Genomic DNA, 13,534 nt, shown 5'->3' with positions numbered 1-13,534 from the left:
GTCAGCCCTCCTGGTCGTCGCGGCGGCGGAGCGACTCCCCGATCGACGGGTCCGCGGTCCACGTCCGGTGCGGGATGCGGGCGATCTCGCGCACCTCGCCGATCGTCGCCCACTCGTTGCCGCCCAGCCGGGCCAGCGGCTGCAGGTGCTCGATCCGCGGCCGCCCGTCCCGCACGGCCTCGGACCAGGCGCTGATGTGCTGCACCCGGCCGAGGACGACGGTGCTGTCGCCGAGCCGCAGGGTGGCGTGCAGGACGCACTCGATCGAGACGGGCGACTCCGCCACCCGCATCGCCTGCACCGTGTCGGCCGGCTCCAGCCGCACCCCGGCCTGCTCGGCCTCGCTGGTGTGCGGCGGGAAGTCGGTGGCGGTGGCGTTGACCTGCTCGAAGAGCGGCTCGGGCGTGAGGTTCACGGTGAACTCACCGGTCGCCTCCACGTTGCGCAGCGAGTCCTTCCGCCCCACGGAGGTGAACTGGACGATCGGCGGGTCGACGCAGGCGACGGTGTAGAAGGAGTGCGGGGCCAGGTTGTGCACCCCGTCGGCGGAGCGGCTGCACACCCACGCGATCGGGCGGGGGACGACGACGCTGTTGAGGACCCGGTAGAAGGCGCCGGCGTCCATCGCGGCGGGGTCGAACGAGGTGCGCGGGCGCTGCTGCTCGGCGGAGGTCACGGGGCCATCGTCTCCGACGCCGGCGGCCGGGTCGCGTCGACGGGTCGGCCGCGCCACCGCAGCGTGCCCCGCCGCCGTCCCCGCACCGAGCGCAGCACCAGCGCGTCCAGGGCCAGCACCGACACCGGGTGGGCCAGCGCGTCGGGCCAGGCCCGGCCGCCGCTGACCCGCGCGCTGGCCACCCGGCCGGCCACCCCGGCCAGGTAGCCCACCAGCCCGGCGCGCGACCCGCGGGCGGCGGCCACCGGTGGGACGACGTAGACGGCGGTGAGCGCGGCCGAGGCGGCCAGCGCACCGGCCGGCGTCCCGCCCACGGAGGCCCACAGCGACTTCGCGTAGCCGTCGCGGACCGCGGCCCAGCCCTCGTACATCCGGCAGGCGGCGAGGCGGGAGCCGTCGATCGGCACGCCCCGGCCGCCGGCGCGCTTGACCGCCCGCAGCAGGGCGATGTCCTCCAGCACCTCGCCGCGCACCGCCGCGTGGCCGCCCGCCCGCTCGTAGGCGCCGCGGCGCACCACGAGGAACTGGCCGTTCGCGGCGGCCAGCGACGGCCGCGGCGAGCGCTCGGCCAGCCGGAGCGGCAGCGTCGTCGTCCACAGCCACGGGGCCAGCGGCTGCACGAGGCGCTCGGCGGCGCCGACCGCGAGCGGCCGCGGCCACGGGGAGACCAGGTCCAGCCGGTGCTCGTCGAGCACCGCGACGGCGGCCGCGACCGCGTCGGGGAAGAGGCGGACGTCGGCGTCGACGAACACCAGCACCTCGGCGGCGGCATCGGCCGAGGCGGCCCCCACGGCGCAGGCGTGCGGCTTGCCCAGCCACCCGGCCGGTAGCGGCGGCGCGGTCACGAATTTCACCCGCGGGTCGGCCACGGCCCGCACGACCTCGGCGGTGCCGTCGGTGGAGCCGTCGTCGACGACGACGACCCGCAGCCGCGCCAGCCCGCGCTGGTCGAGCAGCGCCTCCAGGCAGCCGGCGACCTGGTCGGCCTCGTCGCGCACCGGCAGCACCACCGTGACCGCGCGGGTCACCGGCGGCGGGTCGGCCGGGGGGCGGCGCAGCAGCGCGGCGTTCAGCGTGGCGTGCGCGGCACCGGCGACCGAGATGCCCGCCAGCGCGCGGAGCAGGCGCCCGCTCACCGTCGGCCCGCGCGCCGGTGCTGCACCGCGAGGACGGCCAGCACCGCCGCCCCCAGCCCGGCCCCCCAGGCCGCCGACCCGGGCAGGCCCAGCCAGCCGGCGTGCGCCAGCGCACCACCGAGCGTCATCCAGGCCAGCGCGAACAGCGGCGCGCCCGGGCCGGTGCGCGGGGCGCGGCCGGCGCGCTCGACCAGCAGGTCCATCAGCGTCATGAGCACCAGCCCGGCCAGCAGCCAGCCGGCCAGGTTGGTCAGGGGCACGGTGTCGATCCCCGGCAGGCCGGGGCTCGGGTTCTCCCACGTCCAGTAGCCGGCCTGCACCAGCTGCGGGTCGAGGACGACGTCCCACGCCGCGAACACCGCCGCGGCCCAGGCGATCCGCGCGGGGCGGCGGCGGTCGGCGCGCACCGGCCGGGCCAGCACCTCGCCGAGCAGCCAGCTGGGCCAGGCCATCATCAGCCAGGCCAGCGGCACCAGGAACGGCACGCCGAGCAGGGTGGGGCCGAGCACGTCGCTGTAGGTGTAGGAGCCGTAGGGGAACCCCGTCGCCACCCCCACGGACTCGAAGGCGATCGAGACCAGCGCGACCAGCACGAGCACACCCGCGCCGGTGCGGGCGCCGCGGCTGAGCCCCGCGTGGGCGACCGACAGCGCCGAGCCCAGCAGCACGATGCCCCAGGAGACGGCGTCCCGGGTCGAGCCGGAGGCCAGCGGGTAGGCGATGGCCGTCGCGACCAGCGCCGCGGTCAGGGCCCAGGGGACCACGCGCACGGCGGTGGGCGCGGGGGCCGGTGCCGTCGTCGTCACGAGCGCCCCGCCCCGCCGCGCACCCGGCGCAGCACCCGCCGGGCGGCCGCCCGGGCGCGGGGCAGCGCCCGGCGGTCGGCCAGCAGCGTGCGGGCCGCCGTCCGCCCGGAGTTGCCCGAGACCCCGCCGCCGGGGTGGGTGGAGGCGCCGGCCAGGTAGAGGCCGCCCAGCCCCGGCACGCGGTAGCCCGACAGCCCCGGCGCGGGGCGCAGCGAGAACATGCTGGCCAGGCCCATCTCCACGTGCATGACGTTGCCACGGGGGAGCGACAGCTCCCGCTCGAGGGCCAGCGGGGTCTGCACGTAGGTCTCCCGCACCGAGGCCGCGAAGCCGGGGGCGTAGCGGTCGACCGCGGCCACCAGGCGGCGGGCCTCGGCGTCGGCCAGCGCGTCCCAGTCCCCGCCGTCGGCGAGCGCGTAGGGGTACCACTGGCCCCAGACGGTGACGACGTGCTGCCCGGGCGGGGCGAGCGTCGCGTCGCTGGCGGAGAACGACATCGCCAGCGGCACCGGCTCGCGGGGCACGCGCCCGGCGCCCCAGTCCCCGTGGGCGGCGGCGAGCTGGGCGCGGTCGGTGCACAGCAGCTGCAGGCCCTGCAGCGCCTCCGGGCCGGCGCCGGGGTAGGACGGCGGCGCGTCGGTCAGCGCCCGCACGACCAGCCCGAAGCCGTTGCCGACCGGTGGCGCCGCATCGGCGAGGACCGGTGGTGCGGCCTCCCCGGCCAGCTCCCGGGTGACACCGATGTGGCAGGCCGCCACCACCGACGCCGCCCGCACGACCCGGCCGGACCGGGTCTCGACGCCGGTCACCCGGCCGTCCTCGACCAGCAGCCGCGCGGCGCCGTCGCCCAGCACGACCCGCCCGCCGTCGTGCTCCAGCCGCCGGCGCAGCGCCTGCGTCAGGCCGCCGGAGCCGCCGACCGGGTGGCCCGGCGGGACGTCGTGCAGGAGCGCCGCCCAGCCGACCATCGCGGCGGTGCCGGGCTCGGACATCGGCGGGCCGGACTGCGCGCCGAACCAGGCCAGCGCCGCCTTGAGCCGCTCGCTGGTGAACCACTTGTCCAGCAGCGCGTCGCCGGAGCCGAGGAAGTCCACGGCGAGCTCGCCGCCCGGGGTGCGGGGCCGCCCGTCGGCGGGCGCGCCCAGCGGCCAGAAGGAGCGGAGCAGCCCGCCGGCCGACGGCGCCCGGCCGAACGACGCGACGACGGCACGGCTGCGCGGGCCCCACACCTCGACGAAGCGGCGGTAGGCGGCGGCGTCGTCCGGGCCGCACGCGGCCGCGATGGACGCGCAGGTGGCGTCCAGGTCGACGGAGAGGACCAGCGGCCGGCCGTCGGGGCCCGGGTCGCCGGGGGAGAGCGCGGGCGCGAAGCCCCACGGGTCGCAGTCGATGTAGCGGAGGCCGTGCTCGGCGAGCGCGAGCTCCTCGACGATGCCGCTGTGCCGGACGATCACGTGCGCGCTCGACCCGCGGTCCACGCGCACGCCGGGCCAGCGCTCCACGGTGGAGACCGCCCCGCCCAGGACGTCGTCGGCCTCGACGACCTCCACCGAGAGGCCCTCCCGGGCCAGGTAGCAGGCGGCGACGAGGCCGTTGTGGCCGGCGCCGACGACGACGACGTCCAGGGGCTCGGGGAGGACGGGGCCGGAGGGGGAGGTGGTCACGACCGGGGGTTCGCCGCGGATGGGTCGCGCGGATGCAGCGGCAGCCGGGCGCCCAGGATGGCGAAAGGCCGCGAGTCGCCGGGGAAGTGGTAGCCGCGGGCGAGGTCGACGAAGCCGTCGGCGCGGTACAGCCGGAAGGCCTTGGTGTCGGCGTCCGGGGTGGACAGCAGCGCCACCGGGTGCGGCAGGCCCTCGACCAGGGCGTGCAGCAGCTGCCGCCCCAGCCCCTGGCTCTGCGCGTCGGGGTGCACGTGCAGCTCGCAGACCTCGAAGGCGCCGGGCAGCCACTTCTTCGCCGTCCGCCGGTCGAGCGCGGCCCGCACCTGGTCGTGCCACCACTGCCCGGGGGCGATGAGGTAGCCGTAGCCGAACCCGACCAGCCGCTCGCCCTCGGGCGTGCGGGCGAAGGCGCCCACCGCGCGGAAGCCGGGGCGCTCGGTGTGCTGGACGGCGTAGCCGTAGCGGCCGGCGACGATGCCGGAGTCGTACCCCATCGCCAGCCCGTAGATGGCCAGCACCTCGTGCATGTGCTCGCGCATCCAGGGGGCGGGCAGCTCGAGGATCCGGGTGGCGGAGCGGGTGCCTGTCACGGGGCGACCGCCCCGGCGGTGCCCTGCGGGGGCGCGTCGGGCAGCGGCTCCCCGCCGACCGTGGTGCCGGTGCCGTCGAGGAGGCCGCCGCCGACCTCGGCCGCGGTGCCGGCGGTGATGCGGAGCAGCTCGTCGTAGCTGGTGGGGAAGACCGCGGCCGGGTGCCCCGCCGCGGCCCACAGCCGGTCGTAGCGGGCGAGCTCCACGTCGACCAGGGTGCCCAGGGGGGCGGGGTGCCCGACCGGGGCGACGCCGCCGATGGGCTGGCCGGTCTCCTCGCGGACGACCTCCGGCGGCGCGGGGACCAGGGAGCCGACGCCGAGCAGCGCCGCGACCTGGAGGACGTCGACGCGGTGCGCGCCGCTGGTCAGGACGAGCAGCGGTGCGCCGTCGGCGAGGAAGACCAGGCTGTTGACGATGGCGCCGACCGGGACGCCCAGCGCCTCCGCAGCAGCGGCCGCGGTGCGGACCTCGGCGGGGAGGGTGCGCACCTCGCCCTCGGCGCCGGCCGCGGCGAGGGCGCGGGCGACGGCGGCCACCCGGGGGTGCGTGGGCGGGCTCATGGGTCGATCCTGCCACCGCCCGCAGGCACGCGCGCCCGGCGGTGCGGGCCGCGTGGTCGCGCCCACCGGACCGGCCGGTCCCCACGCCGGCCGGCGCGGCTGACCGGCTCAGAACTGTCGTACCCCCGGCCTAGCGTGCAGCCATGGAGGACGACGGCTCGTGCCCGCCCGGCGACGGCGTGCCGATGCCGCTGCTCCCCGGCGAGGTGGTGCCACCGGACGGGGGCGAGTTCGAGCTGGTCTGCGACATCTGGTCGGCCGACGCGCACATGGCCCGGGAGCACGCCCGGGAGGCGGCCGCCATCGCCGAGCTGGCGCGCCGCCGGTCGGTGGAGCGGGACGCCGATTACGGCCCCCGCGGCGGGCCGGGGCCGGACTCCCGGGCGGCGCGTCCGGCCGCGCTCGCCGACGTCTCCGACGACTTCGTCTCCGAGCTGGCGGTGATCCGCCACTGCGCGGAGGCCGAGGCCGGCCGCCTGGCCGCCGAGTCGATCCTGCTCACCACGAAGCTCGCCGCCACGTGGGCGGAGATGTTCGCCGGGCGGCTGAGCATCCGCAAGGCGCGGATCCTGCTCGACCTGCTGGGCGACGCCTCCGACGCCGTCGCCGCCGCGGTGCAGGCGCGGGTGCTGCCGGGCGCCGCGGACTGCCCGCCGTCCCGGCTGGGCGACCGCGTCCGCTACCACCTCTACCGGGTCGACGGCGAGGCGAAGGAGCGCCGCCGCAGGGAGGCCGAGCGGAAGGCCGACGTGCACGTGCAGCGCACCGCCGACGACGTGGGCCGGCTGGTCGTCGAGGGCCCGCTGCCGGCGGTGCACGCGGCCCGTGACGCGGTCGACCAGTACGCGCGGTGGATGCGGGCCGACGGTGACGACCGGCCCATCGGCGTGCTGCGCTCGGCGGCGGCGCTGGACCTGATCCTCCGGCCGTGGGACACCAGCCGTCCGCCGGTGACCGCGCAGCTGCACGTCCACGCCGCGCTGCCCTCGCTGCGGCCCGAGGCCCCGCCCGGGGCGGCGCCGGCGGAGCTGGACGGGCAGCTGATCTCCGCCGCCCAGTGCCGGGAGCTGCTGGACTCCTTCGACGTGCTCGACCTGTCCCCGGCACCCGCGGGCGGGTCGGTCCACGTCGCGATCGACGACCCGGCCACGGGTGAGACCGTTGCGGTGGTCACCCCGGCCGAGCTCCGCCGCGCCGCCGGCCGGGGCCGCCGGGTGCGTCGCGGGAAGAGCTCACCCCGCAACCACCCACCCGGCAACCACCCGCCCGGGCAGCCCGACGGGCCCGGCCTCCGACCGCCACCGCCGACGCCCGGGTACCGGCCCACCGCGACGCAGGAACGGCTGGTCGGCGTGCGCGACCGGCACTGCCGCATGCCCGGGTGCCGACGGCGCGCAGGCCGCTGCGACATCGACCACGGGCAGGCCTTCGCCGACGGCGGCCCGACCGACTGCTGGAACCTCTGCTGCCTGTGCCGGCGGCACCACCGGATCAAGACCTTCGCCCGCGGCTGGTCGTTCACCCTGCACCCCGACGGCCGGCTCGTGGTCCGCACCCCGTCGGGCGTCTCCCGCACCACCCGCCCGCCCGGCTGGTACCACGACCCCGAGCCGGAACCGCCGTGGCTCGACGAGCAGGCACCCCCGGACCCGCTCCGGAGCTGAGGGGGGGCCGGGGCGCTGCGGGTGGCTCGGCGAGGCGGAGCTGCAGGTGAGGACCGGGCCGGCGTGCGTCCGGCGGCCTCGGGGATCCGCGCGCACGGGCTCGTCGCGCGGCCTGGGTCCGGGTGGGCGGACACGCCGCGGCCCGGCTTGACGAGGGGGGAGCGCTCCGGTCTACTGGACACCAGTTCGAACGCATGTTCGAACGAAGCGGATCGGCCCGCCCCTCCCGGCTTCTTCCCCGCCGGCGGGGTGGTGGGCGTGCGGCGGGCGAGGCGTGGGGAGGCTGTCATGGGTCGGGTGCTCGGTGAGGTCGTCGGTCGGGCCGGCGAGGAGGTGCAGGTCGAGCGCGGCCCGCTGGGCCCGGTGCAGTTCTGGCGCGGGCAGTCCCGGTACGTCGTGGGCGAGCTGCTCGACTCCTGGGTGGAGACGGCGCCGTGGTGGCTCCGGGACGCCGAGGCGGGCGGCGCGTCGGACGACCTGGTCGCGCCCCGCGAGGTCTGGCGGGTGGAGGCGGTGCGGGCCGGTCGGTCGCGCATGAGCTTCGCCGGCGTCTACGACCTGACGTGGGACGCCGCGGGCAACCGCTGGTGGCTCGTCCGGGTGCACGACTGATGGGCGCCGCACGCGCCGTGCCGGCCGGCCAGCTGCCGCTGCCCCCCGCGCTGCCCGCCGCGGCCGCCGGGCTGCTGCGCCAGGCCCACCGCGGCCTGGCGGAGGCGGTCGCGGCCACCGACCCGCGGGAGCGGTACGCCACCGCGCACCTGGCTGCCCTCCGTGCCGCCGCGGCGGTGCTGGCCGCACGCACCCGGCCCGAGGGTGGCCGCCGGCGTCCGCGCAGCGCCTGGGTCCTGCTCGGGGACGTCGCGCCCGAGCTGGGGGAGTGGGCCACGTTCTTCGCCGCCGGCGCGGCCAAGCGCGCCGCGGCGGAGGCGGGGCTGTCCCGGGCGGTCACCGAGCGGGAGGCTGACGACCTGGTCCGCGACGTGCGGAGCTTCCTCACCGTGGTCGAGGCCGGGCTGGGCGCCGACCCGCTGCCCGAGCCGCCCCGCTACCCGCGGCCGCACGTGGTCGCCGGGTCCTCGTCCCGGTCCTCCCGGCGGTGAGCGACCCCTTCGTCCACCTGCACGTCGCGTCCGGTTACTCCATGCGGTACGGGGCCAACCACCCCGCCGACCTGGTGGCGCGGGCGGCCGAGCACGGCATGCCGGCCCTGGCCCTGACCGACCGGGACGGGCTCTACGGCGCGGTGAAGTTCGCGCAGGCCTGCCGGTCGGCCGGGGTGCGGCCGATCTTCGGGGTCGACCTGGCGGTGGCGCCGGCGCTGGGCACCAGCGTGCCGCCGGCGCTCGCGCACGTGCTGGGGGAGGACCCGGCCACGGCCCGGGCCCCGCGGTCGCGGGCCGCCACGCCGCCGCGCCGGTCGCCGGCCCGCGGTGGGGTGAGCGTCGACCCGCGGCTGCCCCGGGTCACCTTCCTCGCGCGCGACGGCGCCGGCTGGCGCTCGCTGTGCCGGCTCACCAGCGCCACCCACCTGCGCGGCACCCGCGGGGAGCCGGTGAGCTCGCTGGCGATCGCCGCCGAGCACGCCACCGGGCTGGTGCCCCTGCTCGGTCCCGGCTCCCCGGTGGGCCGGGCCCTCCTCGCCGGCCGGGCCGACCTGGCCGTCCAGCAGCTGGACGCCTGGCGCGCGGTCTTCGGCCCGGGGCTGGCGCTGGAGGTGGTGCACCACCGCGGCCGGGGCGACCGGCAGCGCGCGCAGGCGCTGCTGCGGTTCGCCGCCGAGCAGCAGGTGCCCGTGGTCCTGAGCAACGCGGTCCGGTACGTCGACGCCCTGGACGCCCCGACCGCCGACGTGCTCGACGCGGCCCGGCGGCTGGTCCCGCTGGGCGCCCGGCACGTCGATCGCACCACGGCCGAGGGCTACCTGAAGTCGGGCAAGGAGATGGCCGAGGTCGCCGAGGACCTCACCGGCCCCGACCGGGACGCCGCCCTGCGACTGCTCGAGCGCACCGCCCGGCTGGCCGAGCAGTGCGCCGTCGACCCCGCCGGCGACCTGGGCATCGGCAGCGTCCGCTACCCCGAGCTCGACGTCGTCACCACCCCGGCCGAGCGGGGGATGGGCCCGGCGCAGGTGCTGCGCGCCCGGTGCGAGGCCGGGCTGGGGCGGCGCGGCATGGCGCCCACCGCCCGGGTCCGCGGGCGGCTGGAGGAGGAGCTTGCGGTCATCGACTCCCTCGGCTACCCCTCCTACTTCCTCACGGTCGCGGACGTGGTCGACCTCATCAAGAGCTTGAGGGTCCGGGCGGCGGCGCGCGGATCGGGCGCCGGCAGTCTGGTCACCTACCTGCTGGGCATCTCCGACGTCGACCCGCTGCGCTACGGGCTGCTGATGGAGCGGTTCCTCTCACCGCTGCGCCACCAGCTGCCCGACATCGACATCGACGTGGAGTCGGCCCGCCGGATGGAGGTCTACGACGCGGTCATCGACCGCTTCGGCGCCGACCGGGTCAGCTGCATCTCGATGATGGACACCTACCGGGTCCGGCACGCCATCCGCGACGTCGGGGCCGCGCTGGGGCTGCCGCCGGCGGAGATCGACGCCGTCGCCAAGGCCTTCCCGCACATCCGGGCCAACCAGGTGCACGCCGCGCTGCGCGACCTGCCCGAGCTGCGGGCCAGCCGGTACGGCTCGCGGCGCGCCGGCGGCACCGGCGACCTCGACCTGCTGTTCGACCTGGTCTCCCGGCTGGACGGCCTGCCCCGGCACATCGCCCTGCACCCGTGCGGGGTGCTGCTCTCCGACGCCACGCTGCTGGACCGCACCCCGGTGGAGAGCAGCTACCTCGGCTACCCGATGAGCCAGTTCGACAAGGACGACGTCGAGGAGCTGGGGCTGCTCAAGCTCGACCTGCTGGGCATCCGGATGCAGTCGGCGATCGCGCACGCCCTGGACGAGATCGAGCGGGTCGACGACGAGGTCGTCGACATCGACGCGATCCCGCGGGACGACCCGACGACGTTCGAGCTGATCCGCAGCACCCGCACGCTCGGCATGTTCCAGATCGAGTCGCCGGGGCAGCGGGAGCTGGTCGGCAAGTTCGGGCCGCGCACCTTCGAGGACATCATCATCGACATCTCGCTGTTCCGGCCCGGGCCGGTGAAGAGCGACATGGTCACCCCGTTCCTCATGGCCCGGAACGGCTGGCGCGACCCCGAGTACCCGCACCCCGACCTGGAGTTCGCCCTCGCCGAGACCGCCGGGGTGGTGGTCTTCCACGAGCAGGTGCTGCAGGTGGTGGCCCGGATGGCCGGCTGCACGCTGGCCGAGGCCGACGAGGTGCGCCGGGCGCTGGGGGAGAAGGACGCCCACCCGGAGGTGCGGGCGTGGTTCGTGCCGCGGGCGCTGGACGCCGGCTACCCGGTGGAGGTCGCCGAGCGGGTGTGGGAGGTGCTGGCGGCCTTCGGCTCGTTCGGCTTCTGCAAGGCGCACGCGGCGGCGTTCGCGCTGCCCACCTACCAGTCGGCGTGGCTGAAGACCCACCACCCGGCGGCGTTCCTGGCCGGGGTGCTCACCCACGACCCCGGCATGTACCCGAAGCGGCTGATCCTCGACGACGCCCGCAACTTCGGCGTCCGGGTGCTCGGCCTCGACGTCAACGCCTCGACCGGCAGCTACCGCGTCGAGCGGCTCGACGGCGGGGTCGGCGACGCCGACGGCGGCGACCCCGAAGCTGAGGTGGAGGTAGAGGGTTCGGGTCGGCGGCGCCCGGAGTGGATGCCCGCGGCGATGCCCGACCCCGGGCGGTACGGCATCCGGCTGTCGCTGGCCGACGTGAAGGGCATCTCCGACGACGAGGTGGCGCGGGTGGTCGCCGGGCAGCCCTACCGGTCGCTGACGGACTTCTGGGCGCGGGCGTCGGTGTCCCGCCCGGTCGTCGAGCGGCTGGTGCTGGCCGGCGGGTTCGACTCGCTCTACGGGTTCGGGATGCGCGACCGGGAGGCCGGCCGGCCCACCCGCCGGCGCCACCAGGTGACCCGGCGCGACCTGCTGCTGCAGATCAGCGAGCTCGACCGGTGGAACCGCAGCGGCGCCCGGGCGACCTCCGACGGGCAGCTGAGCCTGGACCTCATGGGGCTGGAGCTGCCGGGGGAGCCCGCCGACGAGACCGCCGGGGAGCCGGCCGGTCCGGACTGGGCGGAGGGCAGCGGGCTGCCCGAGTTCACCGACGCCGAGCTGGTGCGGGCGGAGCTGGAGGTGCTCGGGCTGGACGCCAGCCGGCACGTCGTCGACTTCTACCGGCCGTTCCTGTCCGCGCTCGGCGCGGTGCCGGCTGGGGAGCTCCTCGGCTGCCGCAGCGGCAGCGAGGTGCTGGTCGCCGGGGTGAAGGTGGCCACCCAGACACCGCCGATCCGGTCCGGCCGCCGGGTGGTGTTCGTGACCCTCGACGACGGCACCGGCTGCACCGACTCGACCTTCTTCGAGGACGCGCAGGGCCCGTACGCGGCGACGGTCTTCCACTCGTGGCTGCTGGTCATCCGCGGGGTGCTGCGCCGGACCGGGCCGCGCGGGGTGTCGCTGCGGGCCACCGGGGCGTGGGAGCTGCCGGCGCTGCACGAGGCGTGGGAGGCCGACGGGCTCGGCGGCGTCCGCGACCTGATGGCGGCACCGGGGGAGTACACCGAGCAGTCGATCGCCGGGGCCGCCGCCTCGCACGGCTCCCGGCCGGTGGTCGTGCGGCCGGTCCTGGTCCACCCGACCGGCTTCCGGATGTCGCCCTACGCCGACATCAAGCCCGCCGGCGAGGAGACCAAGGTCGCGGCGCGCCGCGCCGCCGCAGGGCCGCCGCGGAAGCTGTGGCACTCCAGCCCCGGAAGCTCCGGCCACTGAACGGGTGAGCTCGGCCCACCGAGGCCGGGAGCTCCCGGCCTCGGTGGCCCGGCTCAGCCGTTGCCGTCCTCGGGCTCGGTGGCGTCGTCCACCTCCTGCTCGACGTCGTCCACGCCCTCCTCGATGTTCTGCTCGACGCCGTCGTCGACGACGTCGTCACCGCACGCGGCGGTCGTGAGCGAAGCGGCGGCGATGGCGAACGCGGCCACCGACCGGCGGACCAGGCGGGGACGGGTCGAGCGGGCCATGAGCTCTCCTCGTGTTCGGGAACGTCGTCCCGCCACCTGTGCCCTCGGGTCCCCGGCCGGTAAACGATCGACCGGTCGCCCCGAGGTGGCCCAAGATGGCCCGGATGAGCCCCGACCTGCGTGTCTGCTTCCTCGGTGACTCCTTCGTCGCGGGGGTCGGCGACCCCGAGCACCGCGGCTGGGTCGGCCGGATGAGCGCCCGCAGCACCGGCGCCGGTCGACCGCTCACCGCCTACAACCTGGGCGTCCGCCGGGACACCACCGCCGAGGTGCGGGCCCGCTGGGCCGCGGAGTGCCGGCCGCGGCTCGCCGCAGGGCAGGACCGCCGGATCGTCGTCTCGACCGGGGTCAACGACACCACGGTCGAGAACGGCTCCCGGCGGCTGGCGGCGGAGGCATCCCTCGCCGCCCTGGCGGCCCTGCTGGGCGGCGCTGCGGACGCCGGGTGGCCCGTCCTGGTCGTCGGCCCGCCCCCGGTCGCCGACGCCGGTCACGACCGCCGCGTTGCCGAGCTGGACTCCCGGTTCGGCGAGCTCTGCGCCGCCACGGGCGTGCCCTACGTCGCCGTCCTCGACGCCCTGGCGGGCAGCGCCACCTGGCGCCGGGAGGTGGCCGCCGGCGACGGGGCGCACCCCGGCGCGGCCGGGTACCAGCGCTACGCCGACCTCGTGTGGCCCGGCTGGGCGGCGTGGACCGGCGCGCCCGCCGACCGATGAGTCCGGCCGCCGAGGGGCGTCCACACCCCGACACCGGTGCCCGGCCGGTGTGCGGAAGGAGGACCCGACCATGCCCCAGCAGATCCCGTGCCTGTGGTTCGACGGCCAGGCCGAGGAGGCGGTGACGCTGTACACCTCGGTCTTCCCGAACTCCCGCATCGACGGCATGACCCGCTACGGCCCCGGCATGCCCCCGCCGATGGAGGAGGGCGACGTCCTGACCGTCGACTTCACCCTCGACGGCCAGCGGTACACCGCGCTCAACGGCGGCCCCCAGTTCCCGTTCACCGAGGCGGTCTCCTTCCAGATCATGTGCGCCGACCAGGAGGAGGCCGACCACTACTGGGACCGGCTCACCGACGGTGGCGAGGAGAGCATGTGCGGCTGGCTGAAGGACCGTTTCGGCGTCTCCTGGCAGGTGGTCCCGGTCGAGCTCATGACCCTGCTCCGCGACCCCGACCCGGCGCGCGCGCAGCGGGCGACCCAGGCGATGCTGCAGATGCGCCGCATCGACCTCGCCGGGATCCGGCGGGCCGCCGACACCGCCGACACCGTCGACGCCTAGGACCGTCGGCCACCCGCG

The 13,534-nt window shown here is 77.1% G+C and carries 13 protein-coding genes; 6 read left to right on the top strand and 7 right to left on the bottom strand.

From position 1 onward, the window contains the following. Window position 1: 1 nt before the first annotated feature. Genes E9529_RS08265 through E9529_RS08240 form a run of 6 tightly spaced genes read right to left on the bottom strand, consistent with a single transcriptional unit; the run spans window position 2 to window position 5,435 of the window. Window positions 2-676, bottom strand: a complete 675-nt coding sequence (locus E9529_RS08265; protein WP_236830696.1) for a flavin reductase family protein — start codon at window positions 674-676, stop codon at window positions 2-4. Then, window positions 673-1,812, bottom strand: coding sequence for a glycosyltransferase family A protein (locus tag E9529_RS22405; protein WP_308195265.1), 1,140 nt, complete (start codon window positions 1,810-1,812; stop codon window positions 673-675). Before E9529_RS22405 ends, E9529_RS08265 begins: the two co-directional genes overlap by 4 nt. After that, window positions 1,809-2,618 (bottom strand): carotenoid biosynthesis protein, encoded by an 810-nt coding sequence (locus E9529_RS08255; protein ID WP_308195264.1) that lies wholly within the window; start codon window positions 2,616-2,618, stop codon window positions 1,809-1,811. The genes E9529_RS22405 and E9529_RS08255 overlap by 4 nt, the downstream gene beginning before the upstream one ends. Further along, window positions 2,615-4,282 (bottom strand): NAD(P)/FAD-dependent oxidoreductase, encoded by a 1,668-nt coding sequence (locus E9529_RS08250; RefSeq protein WP_236830674.1) that lies wholly within the window; start codon window positions 4,280-4,282, stop codon window positions 2,615-2,617. The genes E9529_RS08255 and E9529_RS08250 overlap by 4 nt, the downstream gene beginning before the upstream one ends. Further along, window positions 4,279-4,872, bottom strand: coding sequence for an N-acetyltransferase (locus E9529_RS08245; protein ID WP_236830673.1), 594 nt, complete (start codon window positions 4,870-4,872; stop codon window positions 4,279-4,281). Before E9529_RS08245 ends, E9529_RS08250 begins: the two co-directional genes overlap by 4 nt. Continuing rightward, the gene (locus tag E9529_RS08240) at window positions 4,869-5,435 is read right to left on the bottom strand and encodes a YbaK/EbsC family protein (RefSeq protein WP_236830672.1); all 567 of its coding nucleotides are present in this window, start codon (window positions 5,433-5,435) and stop codon (window positions 4,869-4,871) included. The genes E9529_RS08245 and E9529_RS08240 overlap by 4 nt, the downstream gene beginning before the upstream one ends. Window positions 5,436-5,578: 143 nt before the next feature. Between E9529_RS08240 and E9529_RS08235 the strand changes: the two genes are divergently transcribed. From E9529_RS08235 to E9529_RS08220, 4 genes are all read left to right on the top strand, one after another. Beyond that, on the top strand, window positions 5,579-7,099 hold the full coding sequence (locus E9529_RS08235; protein WP_236830671.1) for an HNH endonuclease signature motif containing protein: 1,521 nt from the start codon (window positions 5,579-5,581) through the stop codon (window positions 7,097-7,099). 288 nt (window positions 7,100-7,387) lie between these two features. Next, the gene (locus tag E9529_RS08230; protein WP_236830670.1) at window positions 7,388-7,711 is read left to right on the top strand and encodes a DUF6504 family protein; all 324 of its coding nucleotides are present in this window, start codon (window positions 7,388-7,390) and stop codon (window positions 7,709-7,711) included. Beyond that, the gene (locus E9529_RS08225; RefSeq protein WP_236830669.1) at window positions 7,711-8,202 is read left to right on the top strand and encodes an SAV_6107 family HEPN domain-containing protein; all 492 of its coding nucleotides are present in this window, start codon (window positions 7,711-7,713) and stop codon (window positions 8,200-8,202) included. The genes E9529_RS08230 and E9529_RS08225 overlap by 1 nt, the downstream gene beginning before the upstream one ends. Beyond that, the gene (locus E9529_RS08220) at window positions 8,199-11,987 is read left to right on the top strand and encodes a DNA polymerase III subunit alpha (RefSeq protein ID WP_236830668.1); all 3,789 of its coding nucleotides are present in this window, start codon (window positions 8,199-8,201) and stop codon (window positions 11,985-11,987) included. The genes E9529_RS08225 and E9529_RS08220 overlap by 4 nt, the downstream gene beginning before the upstream one ends. A gap of 53 nt (window positions 11,988-12,040) precedes the next feature. On the opposite strand, the gene E9529_RS08215 is transcribed toward E9529_RS08220, so the two are convergent. Continuing rightward, complete coding sequence (locus tag E9529_RS08215; RefSeq protein ID WP_236830667.1) at window positions 12,041-12,235, bottom strand: hypothetical protein; 195 nt, start codon at window positions 12,233-12,235, stop codon at window positions 12,041-12,043. 95 nt (window positions 12,236-12,330) lie between these two features. Here E9529_RS08215 and E9529_RS08210 point away from each other — a divergent pair, with 95 nt between their 5' ends. Continuing rightward, the gene (locus E9529_RS08210) at window positions 12,331-12,951 is read left to right on the top strand and encodes a GDSL-type esterase/lipase family protein (RefSeq protein WP_236830666.1); all 621 of its coding nucleotides are present in this window, start codon (window positions 12,331-12,333) and stop codon (window positions 12,949-12,951) included. A gap of 70 nt (window positions 12,952-13,021) precedes the next feature. Further along, window positions 13,022-13,516, top strand: a complete 495-nt coding sequence (locus tag E9529_RS08205; RefSeq protein WP_236830665.1) for a VOC family protein — start codon at window positions 13,022-13,024, stop codon at window positions 13,514-13,516. The last annotated feature ends 18 nt before the right edge of the window (window positions 13,517-13,534 follow it).

The organism is Blastococcus sp. KM273128 (genome assembly GCF_021698975.1).
In the GTDB taxonomy this organism is placed as follows: Bacteria; Actinomycetota; Actinomycetes; order Mycobacteriales; family Geodermatophilaceae; genus Blastococcus.
Note: the sequence above shows the minus strand (reverse complement) of the source record. Positions and strands in the feature narration are given on the sequence as shown.

Coding starts and splice junctions, on each gene's coding strand:
- E9529_RS08235 (WP_236830671.1), top strand. CDS start 5,579: ATGGAGGACGACGGCTCGTGCCCGCCCGGCGACGGCGTGCCGATGCCG.
- E9529_RS08215 (WP_236830667.1), bottom strand. CDS start 12,235: ATGGCCCGCTCGACCCGTCCCCGCCTGGTCCGCCGGTCGGTGGCCGCG.
- E9529_RS08225 (WP_236830669.1), top strand. CDS start 7,711: ATGGGCGCCGCACGCGCCGTGCCGGCCGGCCAGCTGCCGCTGCCCCCC.
- E9529_RS08240 (WP_236830672.1), bottom strand. CDS start 5,435: ATGAGCCCGCCCACGCACCCCCGGGTGGCCGCCGTCGCCCGCGCCCTC.
- E9529_RS08205 (WP_236830665.1), top strand. CDS start 13,022: ATGCCCCAGCAGATCCCGTGCCTGTGGTTCGACGGCCAGGCCGAGGAG.
- E9529_RS08210 (WP_236830666.1), top strand. CDS start 12,331: ATGGCCCGGATGAGCCCCGACCTGCGTGTCTGCTTCCTCGGTGACTCC.
- E9529_RS08230 (WP_236830670.1), top strand. CDS start 7,388: ATGGGTCGGGTGCTCGGTGAGGTCGTCGGTCGGGCCGGCGAGGAGGTG.